13 protein-coding genes are annotated in these 14,058 nt (G+C 70.9%); 6 read left to right on the top strand and 7 right to left on the bottom strand.

Annotated features, from left to right (window positions below; all coding sequences use genetic code 11):
* The first annotated feature begins 55 nt into the window (after positions 1-55).
* Positions 56-868, top strand: a complete 813-nt coding sequence (locus tag AB0K37_RS04890) for a PIG-L family deacetylase (RefSeq protein WP_363974891.1) — start codon at positions 56-58, stop codon at positions 866-868.
* Here AB0K37_RS04890 and AB0K37_RS04885 read toward each other — a convergent pair.
* Both AB0K37_RS04885 and AB0K37_RS04880 read right to left on the bottom strand, forming a co-directional pair.
* Positions 861-2,003 carry a hypothetical protein gene (locus tag AB0K37_RS04885; protein WP_363974888.1) on the bottom strand — a complete coding sequence of 381 codons (1,143 nt, stop codon included), beginning with the start codon at positions 2,001-2,003 and terminating at the stop codon, positions 861-863. The two genes, AB0K37_RS04890 and AB0K37_RS04885, sit on opposite strands and share 8 nt — an antisense overlap.
* On the bottom strand, positions 2,000-3,442 hold the full coding sequence (locus tag AB0K37_RS04880) for a hypothetical protein (protein WP_363974885.1): 1,443 nt from the start codon (positions 3,440-3,442) through the stop codon (positions 2,000-2,002). The genes AB0K37_RS04885 and AB0K37_RS04880 overlap by 4 nt, the downstream gene beginning before the upstream one ends.
* Positions 3,443-3,954: 512 nt before the next feature.
* On the opposite strand from AB0K37_RS04880, the gene AB0K37_RS04875 reads away from it, so the two are divergent.
* Positions 3,955-4,770, top strand: coding sequence for a DUF4231 domain-containing protein (locus AB0K37_RS04875; RefSeq protein WP_363974882.1), 816 nt, complete (start codon positions 3,955-3,957; stop codon positions 4,768-4,770).
* Positions 4,771-4,828: 58 nt separating this feature from the next.
* Here AB0K37_RS04875 and AB0K37_RS04870 read toward each other — a convergent pair whose 3' ends face one another.
* The 3 genes from AB0K37_RS04870 to AB0K37_RS04860 form a co-directional block, all read right to left on the bottom strand.
* Positions 4,829-5,191: a VOC family protein gene (locus tag AB0K37_RS04870; RefSeq protein ID WP_363974879.1), complete on the bottom strand. Its 363-nt coding sequence runs from the start codon at positions 5,189-5,191 to the stop codon at positions 4,829-4,831.
* 85 nt (positions 5,192-5,276) lie between these two features.
* Positions 5,277-5,909 carry a helix-turn-helix domain-containing protein gene (locus AB0K37_RS04865; RefSeq protein WP_363974875.1) on the bottom strand — a complete coding sequence of 211 codons (633 nt, stop codon included), beginning with the start codon at positions 5,907-5,909 and terminating at the stop codon, positions 5,277-5,279.
* Positions 5,902-7,194 (bottom strand): acyl-CoA dehydrogenase family protein, encoded by a 1,293-nt coding sequence (locus AB0K37_RS04860; protein ID WP_363974872.1) that lies wholly within the window; start codon positions 7,192-7,194, stop codon positions 5,902-5,904. Before AB0K37_RS04860 ends, AB0K37_RS04865 begins: the two co-directional genes overlap by 8 nt.
* A gap of 106 nt (positions 7,195-7,300) precedes the next feature.
* Here AB0K37_RS04860 and AB0K37_RS04855 point away from each other — a divergent pair, with 106 nt between their 5' ends.
* From AB0K37_RS04855 to AB0K37_RS04845, 3 genes are all read left to right on the top strand, one after another.
* Complete coding sequence (locus tag AB0K37_RS04855) at positions 7,301-8,365, top strand: phosphotransferase family protein (protein ID WP_363974869.1); 1,065 nt, start codon at positions 7,301-7,303, stop codon at positions 8,363-8,365.
* A 54-nt stretch (positions 8,366-8,419) separates the two neighbouring features.
* Entirely contained in the window at positions 8,420-8,926 is a 507-nt protein-coding gene (locus AB0K37_RS04850) for a GNAT family N-acetyltransferase (RefSeq protein ID WP_363974866.1), read from the top strand.
* 186 nt (positions 8,927-9,112) lie between these two features.
* Positions 9,113-10,051, top strand: coding sequence for a TIGR03621 family F420-dependent LLM class oxidoreductase (locus tag AB0K37_RS04845; RefSeq protein WP_363974863.1), 939 nt, complete (start codon positions 9,113-9,115; stop codon positions 10,049-10,051).
* Positions 10,052-10,329: 278 nt separating this feature from the next.
* On the opposite strand, the gene AB0K37_RS04840 is transcribed toward AB0K37_RS04845, so the two are convergent.
* Both AB0K37_RS04840 and AB0K37_RS04835 read right to left on the bottom strand, forming a co-directional pair.
* On the bottom strand, positions 10,330-11,013 hold the full coding sequence (locus tag AB0K37_RS04840) for a hypothetical protein (RefSeq protein WP_363974860.1): 684 nt from the start codon (positions 11,011-11,013) through the stop codon (positions 10,330-10,332).
* Between the two features lie 784 nt (positions 11,014-11,797).
* Positions 11,798-12,307, bottom strand: a complete 510-nt coding sequence (locus tag AB0K37_RS04835) for a hypothetical protein (RefSeq protein ID WP_363974857.1) — start codon at positions 12,305-12,307, stop codon at positions 11,798-11,800.
* A gap of 588 nt (positions 12,308-12,895) precedes the next feature.
* Here AB0K37_RS04835 and AB0K37_RS04830 point away from each other — a divergent pair.
* Complete coding sequence (locus AB0K37_RS04830; protein WP_363974855.1) at positions 12,896-13,990, top strand: winged helix DNA-binding domain-containing protein; 1,095 nt, start codon at positions 12,896-12,898, stop codon at positions 13,988-13,990.
* Positions 13,991-14,058 lie beyond the last annotated feature (68 nt).

Here is a 14,058-nt window from a genome sequence, read left to right as displayed (position 1 = left end):
CGACTGTCGCACCCGGGACATAGAGTGGACGGCCGAACCTGCCGAGGAGTCCCGAATGACGCAACAACTCACGCTGATGGCCGTCCACGCCCACCCCGACGACGAGGTGCTGGGGACGGGCGGCCTGCTCGCCCGCAGCGCTGCCGAGGGCGTTCGCACCGTCCTGGTCACCTGCACGAACGGGGAGCAGGGCGACGACTCCGGCGGCGTGAAGCCCGGCGAGCCCGGGCACGACGCCGAGGAGGTGGCGCGGCGCCGCCTCGCCGAGCTGCGCGAGTCGGCCTCCCTGCTCGACATCGGCCACCTGGAGCTGCTCGGCTACCGCGACTCCGGCATGGACGGCTGGTCGACCAACGACGACCCGGCGGCGTTCGCGAACATCCCGCTGGAGGAGTCCGCCGCGCGGCTCGCCGCTCTGATGGAGCGCTACCGGCCGCAGGTGGTCGTCACCTACGACGAGAACGGCGGCTACGGGCACCCCGACCACATCCAGGCCCATCGGATCGCGCTCGCCGCCGCCGAGCAGACCGGCATTCCCGACAAGCTCTACTACACGGCCATTCCACGGTCGGGGATCAAGCAGATGTTCGAGGCCGCCCGGGCCGCGGGCATGGACCTCGGCTTCGAGCCGCCCGAGGACTTCGGCACCCCCGACGAGCTGATCACCAGCACGCTGGAGGTCTCCGCCCACTTCGAGGCTAAGCGCGACGCACTGCTGGCGCACGCCAGCCAGGGCGAGAACATCTTCCTGCTGAAGCTGCCGGAGGAGATGCAGAAGGCGGCGTTCTCGACGGAGGCGTTCGTCCGCCGCTTCAGCCGGATCGAGGCGCCGGCCCGGGAAGACGATCTCTTCGCGGGCCTCAGGTAGCGCGGCGCTGCGCCCGGAAGTGGTCGAGGACGTCCTGGCGCAGCAGGTAGCCGAACCCGGCCCGTTCGAGGCGCAGCGCCAGGCCCGCGCGGTCGGCGCCGAGCGCGGCGGCGGTGGCGCCCAGCCGCCAGTCGTGCTCGGCCAGCCGCCTGAGGAGGTATCCGCGCCTGACCTGCGCCTCCGAGAGCCGGAACGTCTTGAGGTAGGCGATCTCGCCGTCCGCGCCGGTGATCATCTCCCCGATGTGGTTCTCCCGGCCCAGCGCGAACGAGGGCAGGAACCGCGCCAGCTCGAACCCGTGCAGCGACTGCACCGCCTGGCGCGAACCGTCCTCGTCGAACAGCCGCCCGGCCATGACCTCGTCGTGGAAGGCGGCCCACTCCGCCTCGCGCATCTCCACCGCGACGCGCAGGTCGCCCAGCGTCCTGATCCCGGCGGGGTCGATCGGCGCGGACAGGTCGCGCGCGGGGGCGCCCAACAGGCCGTACATGTAGATCAGCTCACCGAAGAGGTCCTCGACCAGCGTCGGGTGCAGCGCCCGGTAGTCGTCGGGGTGCGGCACGACGAACGCGCTGGCCAGGGCGTCGGCGACGTAGACCAGCACGCCGCACTGCCCGGGATGGATCTCGAAGATCCGCAGCGCGTCCTCCAGGCCGCGCACCCGCCGGCCGAGGTAGGTCTCCTCGCAGCGCGGCGACAGCCCGTGCGCGACCGCCCTGCGCGACCACTCCTCCCAGGCGATCTCCGGACCGCCGAAGTGCAGCGCCAGATAGCCCTCGACGGCCAGGTGCAGGGGAAGGAACCGGAGCCGGTCCTTGCCCGCCTTCCTGGCCATCCGCCGCGTGAACCGCACGGGCATGCGCGGCGGGGCCGCCCGGGTGTCCCGCTCCAGGAGGCGCGCCCCGTACGAGGCGGCCTGCGTCTGGTCGCCGTCGCTCCACGTCGCGACGAAGGCGTGGGGCACGAACGAGACATAGGCGGCGTCACCCACGTCCACGACGGTCGCCGGCTCCTCGAACGCCTTCCGGTGCAGCCGCAGGTGGGGCACCGGCTCGTCCCGGACGAGGGGGACGAGCCTGATCGAGCCCCACACCTGCGCGGGCCTGGTCTCCAGCCCGTCCAGCGCGGTCGTCATGAGAGCTCCCCGAGGAAGCGGGCGGTCCGGTCGGCCAGGTGCGCCCGCAGCTTCGGCAGGCCGACCCGCCCCTCGGCGAACCGGGCCAGCTCGACCAGCGTCGGCAGGTCCTCGGCGTCCCGGACGCCCGCGGTCGGCACGCCCGGCGCCAGCCGCCGCACGTCGAAGCCGTCCGCGTCGTACACCGGGTTCAGGTGCACGATCATGACCTGCTGGCCCGGGGCGCGGCGGTGCCCGGGGTCCAGGCGCGTCCGCCAGACCCGCAGGACGTCCGCGGCCAGCCCCGGCGGGGCGTTGTCCCACCCGTCGGAGACGATGAGGAGCCGCTCGGGCCCCGTCTCCAGCGCGTCGATGATCCGATGGCCGAGCGGCGTCGGACCGGACGGGTACACCAGCAGCTCGTCGGTGCGTCCCGACGTCCACAGCGGCGTGTACTCCTTCGCGAGCGCCTCCAGCAGGTAGTGCGCGGCGAGCGCGACCGCCAGCGGGCGCCTGCGCTTCTCCCCCGAGCCCAGCGAGGAGTAGCTGTCGTCCAGAACGGCGGTGACCCGTCCCCACGAGCCGCGCGCGGCCCCGGCCACGCGCCGGGCCGCGGTGCGCAGCGCCAGGGACAGCTCGGCCCGCCGCCGGGCCCGGTCGTCCAGCGGCAAAGCCAGCACGTACGAGGCGAGCCTCGTCAGCGGCATCTCGCCCAGGTCGGCCCGCACGGCCTCGACCTTCGCCTCCCGCGCGCTCTCCTGCAGGCGCAGCCGCTCCAGCCGCGTCATCCGGTGCTGGATCCGCTCCAGGAAGACCTCGCGCGGGATCTTGTGCTTGGCCGCGAAGCCCTCCGCGACCGTGTACGGGAGCTCGTAGATCGCGGCCTGCTCGTAGTGCGCCCGCCGCCACTGCTCATAAAGGGGCGTCTCGAAAGCCTTGACGCCGGACGGCGCGAACAGGAACGCCGCCTGCTCACCGCGGAGCCGCAGATGCGCGTGCCGCGCCGCGTCCTTCACCGCGGTCCGGTACTTGACGGAGTCGAAGGCCGGGTCGCGGCGCCCGGCCATCCAGTCGCGGATGACGGCGCGCGTCCGCCGGTTGTTCACGCCGAGCCGCCGCAGGTCGCGGAACAGCCGGTACACCCGCTGCGGCGGCAGCGTCTCCAGCCGCCGGGCGATCAGCCGCCCCTCGCCGCGCCGCCGCTCGACCCCCACATCGCCCGCGCGCACCAGGAGGTTGCGGATGATGATCGCCGCGTTGTGGTCGTTGACGTCCAGCGCGAGCACCGCCGCGTACATGTCGCGGTAGTTCTCCAGCATGTACTCGTGCAGGAACTCCAGGCTGAGCCGCTGCTCCCCCGAATCGTGGTGGAACTCCCGCTGCCCGGTGGACGTGATCGCCGCGTTCACGAACATCAGCACGTCCTCGCACGCGACGAGGTCGGCGAACGTCTCGCTCATCACTCCCCCGGTCGGTCAAAGGCGCCGGCCGGGGAATGGGGGCACGAGCAGCGAAGCATCGCTTAATAGGCAAGTTCCGGAAGTCGCACCGAAGTCCCGCGGCCGGCCCCCGCACCGTAGCACCCGCATTCCACGCGAAGCCCCCCATTAATCCCGAGGGTGTGAGACGCCGTGTCCGGTGGCAGGCTTGGGAGCCGAGCCCGGACGATGCCGGTCGTGGGACGCCGGCCAGCGGCGAGGTACTCGATCATCGCACGGCGGACCGCCGCTTGCGCTCGTCCCCGCCTGCCGCAGGGCACGCTGATAGCAACGCGTCGATCGACCACATGATCCACCCGGCCGCCACCGTCGGCGTGGCATCTCGCGTTGCCAGATCCCTCCAATAGCGCTTTTCGGACGAACCAAAACTGGACCGCGAGGGGCGCGCAATAGGCGTCTTGCACGGGAAGGGCCAGCAAATGTACCCTCCATAACGTTCTGTGAACCTACAGCAACAACAAGGAATAGATGCGATGACGGCCAGGCCATCGGCTACTGCAGATATTGATACGCAACTGGCCGAACTGGAGGAGGGTCTGCGGCAAAGACGCTTCTATCAGCGCCTTCTCGGAACCTCTCTCATCCTGAGCCTCGGATTGACGATAGCCTTCGGCTGGATTGTCATCACCGGCTTCAAGACGTTTCCTCGCGAGGCGCAGTATTGGTGCCTTGGCATCACCGCTTTCTTCCTGCTGGCGGTCGGGGCGATCCTCAAGTGGCAGCAGGACGCGATCTTCGAGATCGAGAAGGATCGTAAACGCCTCATCGCCCTGCGCCGCACCGGCGGTGTCGGTTACACGGCCTCATTGGAGTCGATACGCGAGCGCCACCGGGCCGAGGCCTGGGACTTCATGGAGCAGGAGCGCGGCAAGGCCGCGAGCAATCGTCGTCGCCACCGCTTGAGTCAGTCGATCGTCATGCTGGGATCGATTCTGGTCACTGCACTGACAGGAGCCATGGCCCCCGATAACCCTACGAACTGGGTCGTTGTGATCGTGAGTATCTCGGTTGCGGGCGCCGCGGGATTCGGCACGCTCTTCCGCTGGCGCGAGCTCAGCTTCAGCCAACAGCAGACCGCTAATAATATCGAGAAGGAGTATCGGCATCTGGAGTTGCGGATTCAGGACTATGCCGATGAGGAAACGGACCCTTTCAGGCTCTTCGCGGAGCGTGTTGAAGCGTTGAAGGAAGAGCAACGGGAGCGCGAACTTCAGCTTGAGCATTCCCCGGAGCGCGGGGCAGGCGAGCACGGGGTCTCTGGTCAGCAGGCATCCCCGGGTGCTGTGTGAGGGATTCGGCAACGCCCATCTCATTTAGCGGCGCATGAGGAGGTCGCCTCTTTGGGGGTCAGGGGCGGTAGGTGCCGAAGTACCACTCGTTGCCGTCGGGGTCGCGGGCCGCGTAGTCGCGGGAGCCGTAGTCCTGGTCGGTCGGCTCGCGGAAGATCTCGGCCCCGGCGGCCTTCGCGCGGGCGTGGTGGGCGTCGGGGTCGTCGACGGCGACGTAGACGGCGGCCTTGGCGGTCGAGGCGGGCCCGAACATGACGAGGCCGGTGTCGTAGCGCATCTCGGCGTGCACGATGGCGCCCTCGTCGTCCTTGTGCACGTCGACGGGTTCGAAGCCGAACGCCTTCTCCAGCCAGTCGAGCGTCCGGGCCGGGTCGGCCGCCCGGATCAGCGGGTAGAAGGTGCGGCGGATCTCGCTGGTCATCTCGTCCCTCCCTGGGGTCTGGGATGCCCAGTCTGCGGGAAGCGGATCCCCCCGTCTTGGACGATTGTGACCTGGCCTTCGGCGATCAGCGGCGGGCGGCGTCGCGTTCGTCGGCGAGGCGGCGGGTCTCCGGGGAGACGGGGGCGCCGAGGATCGCCGCGACGACGTCGATCAGGTAGCTGGTGAACAGCCGGTCGTCGGTGCGGGGGCCGGAGCGTGCGCGGCGGGCCAGCTCGATCGCGGCGTACAGGATGGCGGTGAAGCGGCGGTGCAGCCGGGCCGCGTCCTCCTCCAGAAGGGGTTCCACCAGGGTCCGCCAGCGGCAGAGGCTGTCGCGCGGGTCGTCCAGGACCGCCAGGGGGACGAGGGGGTCCGGGCGGTTCAGCACGTCCGCCCAGATCTGCAGGTAGGAGCGTCCCGACGCGTCGGCCAGGCGGGCCGCCATGGGCCGGACGAGGGCGGCGGCCAGGGGGCGGACCCCCTGCTCGCCGTCCTCGTAGGCGTCGAGCAGGGCGTGCCGGCGGGCCTCGACCTCGGGGGCGTGCCGGGCGAAGATCGCGCGCAGGATCCCGGCGCGGTCGCCGAAGTGGTACTGGACGGCCGTGGCGTTGCGGGCGCCGGCCTCCTGGAGGATCTCGCGGAGGCTGACGGCGTCCACGCCGCGGGCGGCGTAGAGGGTCTCGGCGGCGTCCAGCAGTCGTTCCCGGGTGTCACTCATTGCCGATCGCATGCTCCAGGGCCTCGGCGTACCGCTCGCGGGCGGCCTCCCGGCGGGTGGGCAGGTGGCCGGACGGCCACAGGCCCTCGACGGGCTCGACGTCGCGCAGCAGCTGCCGGGCCACGGTGATCTTGTGGACCTCGGTGGGGCCGTCGGCGATGCCCATCGCCTCGGCCCCCATCATCATGGCGGCGAACGGCATCTCGTTCGACACGCCGAGCGCGCCGTGCAGGTGCATCGCGCGCTGGACGACGTCGTGGTAGACCTTCGGCATCGCGGCCTTCACCGCGGCGATGTCCTTGCGGACGGCCTTGTAGTCCCGGTGCTTGTCGATCAGCCAGGCGGTGCGCAGGACGAGCAGCCGGAACTGCTCGATCTCGATCCAGCTGTCAGCGATCTTCTCCTGGGTCATCTGCATCTTGGCGAGCGGCCCGAAGCGGGTCCGCCGGGAGACCGCGCGCTCGCACATCATGTCGAACGCCTTGCGGACCTGCGCGATCGTCCGCATGGCGTGGTGGATGCGGCCGCCGCCGAGACGGGTCTGGGCGATGGCGAACGCGCCGCCCTCGTCGCCGAGGAGGTTCTCCGCCGGCACCCGGACGTCCTCGTAGCGCAGGTAGCCGTGGGAGCCCTCGCGCTCGCCGCCGACGCCCACGTTCCGGACGGTGACCAGCCCGGGCGCGTCGGCCGGGACGATGAACATCGACATGCCCTCGTAGGCGGAGACGTCGGGGTTCGTCACGGCCATCACGATCAGGAAGGTCGCGTGGCGGGCGTTGGAGGAGAACCACTTCTCGCCGTTGACGACCCAGCCGTCCCCGTCCCGGACGGCGCGCGTGGTGAACAGGGTCGGGTCGGCTCCCCCGTGCGGCTCGGTCATCGAGTACGAGGAGGAGATCTCGCCCTCCAGCAGGGGGCGCAGGTAGCGCTCCTTCTGCTCGGGCGTGCCGAAATGGGCGATGATCTCGGCGTTTCCGGAGTCGGGTGCCTGGCAGCCGAACACCGACGGCGCCCAGCGCGAGCGGCCCAGGATCTCGTTCAGCAGCGCGAGCCTCACCTGCCCGTACCCCTGGCCGCCCAGTTCGGGACCCAGGTGGCACGCCCACAGGCCCTTCTCGCGCACCCGGTCCTGGAGGGGGCGCACGAGCCGCTTGTAGCGGGGGTCGGCCTTGTCGTAGGGGTCGCCGAGCACCAGGTCCAGGGGTTCGACCTCGTCCCGGACGAAGGCGTCCGCCCAGTCGAGAAGTTCCTGGTAGGCGGGGTCGGTCTCGAAATCCCAAGCCATGGCGAGCCTCCTCGGTGGTGTCCCCCGATAATCGGGCCACCTCAGTAAGTAATGCAAGTGCATGACTGTTACTCTCCGGTACATCGAGCGACGGAAAGGGACCGCCGTGCAGCCTGAGCAGATCGACCGCGCCCTGGTGGACTTCGACGTCCTGGCCGGGTGGATGGAAGGCCGGGGCCTGCCGGGCGGCCCGTTCGAGGACGTCCAGCGGCTGGCGGGCGGCACCCAGAACACGCTGGTCCGGTTCCGTCGCGGCGGCCGCGACTACGTGCTCAGGCGCGGCCCGGGCCACCTGCGCGCGAGGACGAACGAGGTCCTGCGGCGCGAGGCCCGCGTGCTGGGGGCCATCGACGGCACCGACGTCCCCGCGCCGCGCCTCATCGCGGCCTGCCCGGACGAGACCGTCATGGGCGGCGCGGTCTTCTACCTGATGACCCCGGTCGACGGCTTCAACGCGTCGGTCACGCTCCCCGAGCCGCACGCGCGTGACGCGACCGTCCGGCGCGAGATGGGACTGAACGCGGCGAGAGCGCTCGCCGCGCTGGGCGCCGTGGACCACGAGGCGGTCGGCCTCCGCGGCTTCGGCAAGCCCGAGGGCTTCCTGGAGCGGCAGGTGGGCCGCTGGATGTCCGAACTCGACTCCTACAGCGCGCTGGACGGCTATCCCGGACCGGACATCCCCGGCCTCCACGACGTCGCGCGGTGGCTGGAGGAGCGCCGCCCCAAGGCGTGGCGCCCGGGGATCATGCACGGCGACTACCACCTGGCCAACCTGATGTACTCCTTCGACGGCCCGGAGGTCGCCGCGATCGTCGACTGGGAGATGAGCACCATCGGCGATCCGCTGCTCGACCTCGGCTGGCTGCTGGCCACCTGGCCCGACCGCGCCGACCAGAGCGCCGCCCTCGCCGGCCCGCTCGGCGCCGCGGGAGGGCTGCCCACCGCCGAGGAGCTGGTCGAGGTCTACGCCGAGCGCGCGGACGCCGTCGACGGGCGCGACCTGTCGTCCATCACCTGGTACGCGGTGATGGCCTGCTTCAAGCTCGGCATCGTCCTGGAGGGCACGCACGCCCGCGCGTTCGCGGGCAAGGCCCCCAGGGAGACCGGCGACCTCCTCCACTCGATCACGCTCGGCCTCTTCACCCGCGCGCACGGCTTCATCGGCTCCTGAGCCCCTCGCCCCGGCGATCGGGAACTGCCAGGATCTCCCTCACGAGGAGGTGCGATGGAGATCCACAAGGGCGGGCCCGGCGACGCGCCGATGATGCTGGCGATGCTGGACGGGGCGGTGGCGTGGCTCGCCGCCCACGGCCGCACGGGCCAGTGGGGCGGTGAGCCGTGGTCGGAGGATCCGCGCCGCGTCGAGCGGATCTCGGGCATCGCCCGCGACGACGAGCTCTGGGTGGCGCGGGTCGGCGGGCGGCCCGCCGGCGTCATGGCGGTCGCGCCCGGGCCCCCGCACTATGTCGAGCCGGTCGACGAGCCGGAGCTCTACATCACCCTCCTGGTCACCGACCGGGCGTTCGCCGGGCACGGGGTGGGCGGCGCGCTGATCGCCAAGGCGAGGGACGAGGCCAGGGCGAAGGGCGTGGGCCTGCTGCGCGTCGACTGCTACGGCGGCGGCGACGGGCGGCTGGTGGAGTACTACCGGGGCAACGGGTTCGAGACGGACGCCGCCTTCACCGTGGGCGACTGGCCGGGACGGGTCCTGTCCCAGCGTGTCGGCGGGTAGGCGGCCCGCTGCTTGAAAAACCGCGCGGTACGTCGCAGCCTGGAAAGGACCGGTGCGAACGGGGCAGTCGGTGACGCCCTTACGCCGCACGGACGGCGACCGAGCCGCTCGCCTCGTTCCGCCGGTCCGAACCTCATGTCGCATTCCTGCCAGCCAGAAGGCCCTGCCGCGGGGCACGCTCGGGACATGCACAGGAACTTCCGCTTCGGCGTGGTGGGCGAGTCGATCCGCTCAGGCGCCGAACTGGCCGACACAGCTCGCCGCGCCGAGGAGCTGGGATACGACGTCCTGACCTTGCGGGACCACTTCGTCGCCGAGCCGTTCGGCGACCAGCTCGCGCCCATGGTGGCGCTGGCGTCCGCCGCGGGCGCGACGAGCACGCTGCGGCTGGGCACGATGGTGCTGTCCAACGACTTCCGGCACCCGGTCATGCTCGCCAAGGAGGCCGCGACGCTCGACCACCTGTCGGGCGGGAGGTTCGAGCTGGGCCTCGGCGCGGGCTGGCTGCGCGAGGAGTACGAGGCCGCCGGGATGCCCTTCGACCCGCCCGGGACGCGGGTCGGGCGGCTGGCGGAGTCGCTGCGGATCCTGCGCGGCCTGCTGAGCGGCGAGAAGATTTCGTTCACCGGCGAGCACTACACGATCGACGGCCTGACGGTCTTCCCCCGCCCGGAGCGGCGACCGCCGCTCGTCGTGGGCGCGGGCAGCCGGCGCATGCTCGGCATCGCCGGCCGGTACGCCGACACCGTCGGGATCCTCCCCCGCGCCCTGCCCGAGGGGACGATCTCGGACGAGCTCTCCGAGCGCCTTCCCGACACCATCGCCCGGAAGGTCGACTGGGTCCGCGAGGCCGCCGGAGATCGGGACGTCGAGCTGAGCATGATGGTGACGCCCGCGTTCGGCCCCGACCCCCGCCGCGCCGCCGCGACGGTCGCGGTGACGCGCGGCTGGGGCGCCTCGTCGGCCGAGCTCGTCCTCGACATGCCGTCCCAGTTCGTGGGCCCGCCGGAGCACATCGCCGAGCAGATGCTGGCCCGCCGCGACCGCTTCGGCTTCACCTACTACCAGGTCCCGGACGCGGCCATGGAGGCGTTCGCCCCCGTCATCCCCCTCCTGGCCGCCTAGAGGGGATCGGCGAAGCCGGCGTTCATGGCGAGGCTGAGCTCCGGCTCGGTGAGCCGGCCGTACGGACCGCGGCGCGGGCGCTGTCGCGGGAGCTGGCGCGCGAGAACGCGGGCGCGCTGAAAATGGGGATTCCCCGGTGATCTTTCGATACCGGGGAATCCCCGTTTTCCATGCACCGGCAGCCCTGCGCCGGGTCTTGGAGAGGCCCTGCGAACCGGGCGTGGTCGGGCTCACATTCGCACTGTGAGCCTTTTCACGAATGGTCCGCCGGCCTCATGTCATGAGCCGAAAGGCTGGGGCTTGCCCTTCTTCCCGGCGCCGGAGCCCCAGGACAGGACCTCCCACTTGACGCCCTTCAGGTGGCCCTCGCCGGAGCCGGCGTTGTACTTGCTCTCGGGCTTCTTGCCGTCCAGCAGGTACCGGAAGGTGTAGGTGTCGAGGTCGAGCATCACGCCCCGGTGGGACGGCTCGCCGGGCCCGCGGTCGCCGACGAAGCCGGTGATGCTGCGGCCCTTGTAGGTCACCTTGACCTTGGTGTGCATGGGCCAGCTGGGGCTGGCGAACAGGCCCTTCTGCATCGGCTTGCCGCCGGCGGGGGCGCCGGTGTCGCCGTTCACTCCGGACCCGTCGTCCCAGAAGTAGGACGCGGTGGTCTTGCCGCTGAGCAGGGCCTTCGGACCCTTCTTCACGGGCTTGGCGGCCTTCTTCGGCTCGGCCTTCGAGCCGGCCTTGGTGTCGGCCTCGGCCTTCACGGGGGCCTTCGGCACGGTGAACCCGCCCGCGCCCTTGTCGGCGAGCTGCTTGGGGGCCTGGTGCTCCTGCGCGGCCACGGCCTGCTGCGGCAGGAACTGCTTCTTGGGAGCGGAGTCATCGCTCGCGGCGGCGACACCGGCCACCATCATGCCCGCGAGGGCGGTGCCGGTGACGCCGGTCAGGATGACGTTGATCGCTCGCTGCTGCATGGGGATCCTTCGTTCGGGGTACAGGGCTGCCGCTCGGCACGGGAAGGACACGCAGGTCACGCGCCTGTTTCCGGGCAGGGGTGAACGGCTCCGAGACTCGAGACTCGGGAGATGCCGCCGCGAGGGAGACCCGCTTTGGAACGATCCACGGGCATGGTGGACCGCACCCGCGCTCAGTCGCGCACGACCGGTCGCGGACGTGCGTGATGACACGGGTTCGGATGAAGCGGGAAAGATGCCGACCGGGGGCTCACGGGCCCAGCACGGTGCGCGGCCGCTGCATGGTACGGCTGCGTTCGGCGAAAGTGATCCCGCCTGGCGGGCGGGAAGCGGCGGTTATGCGATTGGCCAGGTCAAGGCTTCTTTGACCCTGACCTGGGGATGACTATATACGGCATTACCGTGCTTTCGCCAAACGGGGGATTTCTTTACCTTTGAGAAGGTAGATCTTTTAACCCCGAACTGGGGCGGAACGCCTTTCCCGTCGGGGCTGAGGGCCAGTCGCCGGGCGCCGTCCCCGCACCAAGAAAGATCTTTACTCCGATGGACCGCCCGCGTTCACGGCCCGGCCGGACCGCTCCGCCGCCGGGCGCGAGAACAGCCCGGGACTCATGGGCGCTGAAGGCGGGTGGCCGCAGAAGCGCACCCTGGACCCGTCACAGCGTACGCGTGACCGCGAAAGGGAGGGCGGCCCGCATGATCGGGCCGCACGGCGCCGTACGCCAGCATGGCGCATCCGCATACCCGCACGGCCGTGAGCCGCGCGGGGGGACGTCGTCAGCCGTCAGTGCGTCGGGTAGACCGAGGGCACGAGCGGGGTCGGGCCGGTGCCGCCGGTGAACACGGCAGGGCTCGGCTGCTGCGGCACGTAGGGCGACTCCGCGTAGGGAGCCCCCGCGTAGGGCGACTCCATGTACGGGGCCTCCGCATAGGGGGCCTCCGCGTAGGGGGGCTGCCCGTAGGCGGGCTCACCGTAGGGCAGAGCCGCCACGACGGGTCCCTGTGCCGCCGGAACGGCCTGGGCCGCGGGCGGCGGGACGGGTGGCGGGACGTGCGAGCCGTCGGCCCGGCGCTGCTCCGCCGCCGCGCCGCGACGCTCGGCCAGCACGGCCATGAGGGCGCGGGCCGTCTCGGCGTCCATCCTCAGCAGGACGCTCGGCATCCCGGCCTGATCGACGAACGGGGATACCGAGGGCGGGGCCGGCGACTGCGGCAGAGCCGCCCGCATCTCCTCGCGGAGATCCTGGGCCAGCCGCAGCGCCTGTCGGTCACTGTCGTTCAAGTGTGCGGTCATCGCGATCTCCGGGGAGTTCACGTGCGGGGGTCCGGGGCAATCCTGCTAGGAATGGCGTGCAGGTGCAAGGGCTGATGCACGTGCATTTCAAGAAAAATCCCGCCGTAACCCCAGGGTCGGTCGCTCGTTATCGATCACGCCATGAGGCGCTCGCCGGGTCTCCGCGACGGCTTGACCAGTGCGGATCCGCGCGGTCGGCCCGCTCTGCCGTCGAGACGACCGAGGGCGTCCTGCACGGTGCGTGCTCCCCTGGCCACGCAGGAGGCACCTCGGATTCCGGAGAAGATTCAGGGCCGGAGATCTCCGTCACACCGGCATCGGGCGGCCCTCCGGTGTGGCGTCGGCGAACGCATCGACCACCCGGGCGTGCGCCAAGGCCGCCGCATCGCCGCGTGCCGCGAAGGAGAAGGGGAGCCGACGATCATGGTCGGCGTTGCGTCCGCGTCGCCATGAAGCAGGAGGACAGGGCAGGCTCGGGCGGGTCCGCGATCCCGTCCTCTCGCCTTGCCGCCGTTGACGGTCGGGCTGGGCTGGCACGCCGATACGACGCAGGCCCTGCGGATGCGGTCAACACGGCATCCTGGACGAATGACAGAGACCCTGAGCGTCCGCGCCCTCAACCGGGCCACCCTGGCACGGCAGATGCTGCTCGCACGGGAGCCGATCCCCGTTTCCGAGGCGGTGGGGCGGCTGTGCGGGTTGCAGGCCCAGGAGCCCAAGCCGCCGTTCCTGGGGTTGTGGACGCGCCTCGAAGGGTTCCAGGCATCCGATCTGCACTCCGCCTTGCACGACCGGCGGCTGGTGCGCGCCACCATGATGCGCGCCACCCTGCACCTGGTGACGAGCGCGGACTACACGGCATTCCGTACGGCGATGCAGCCGATGCTGGACGGTGGCCTGCGCGTGCTGGGCGACCGCGCCAAGGGACTCGAACTGGAGAAGGTGGTCCCCGCCGCACGTTCTCTCCTGCAGAGAGAACCACTGACGTTCAACGAGATACGCGCTCTGCTCCAGCAACAGTTCCCGGACGTCAACGACCGCGCTCTCGGCTATGCCGTCCGGTTGTGCGTCCCTCTGGTCATGGTGCCCACCGAAGACAGGTGGGGCTTCCCGCGCACGTCGCGCTTCACACTGGCCGACTCGTGGCTGGATTCGGGGCCGAACGCCGAGAGCGCCGTCGACGAACTGATGCTGCGCTACCTCGCCGCCTACGGGCCGGCGTCCGCCGCGGACGCGCAGACGTGGTCCGGCCTGTCTTCGACCGGTGAGGCTCTGGAACGCCTTCGCCCAAGCCTGCGCACCTTCACCGACGACAAGGGCCGAGTTTTGTTCGACCTGCCGGAGGCGCCGCGCCCCGATGAGGACGTCCCCGCCCCCGCACGGTTCCTGCCCGAGTTCGACAGCCTCGTCCTCGCACACTCCGACCGCAGACGGGTCATAGCCGACGACCACCGCCCCATGCTCACGACCAAGAACCTGCGCGTCCGCGCCGTCTTCCTTTGGGACGGCTTCGCGCGCGGCATCTGGGAGACGGAGTACAAGCGCAAGGTCGCCACGCTCCGGATGCGCCCGTTCGAGGCTCTCCCCCGGACGGCCGTCAAGGAGCTGAAGGCCGAAGGCGAAGCGCTGCTGCGCTTCCTGGAGCCGGACGCCAAGGAAGCGGTCGTCACCGTCGAGGAGTGACGAGGCTGCCTCCGGCCGCACATGCGACAGCCCCCGGACGACGGCCGGGGGCTGTCGGAGAGGCTGCT

The organism is Actinomadura sp. NPDC049753 (assembly GCF_040674655.1).
GTDB lineage: Bacteria > Actinomycetota > Actinomycetes > Streptosporangiales > Streptosporangiaceae > Spirillospora > Spirillospora verrucosospora.
This window is presented reverse-complemented; position numbering and strand designations above follow the sequence as displayed.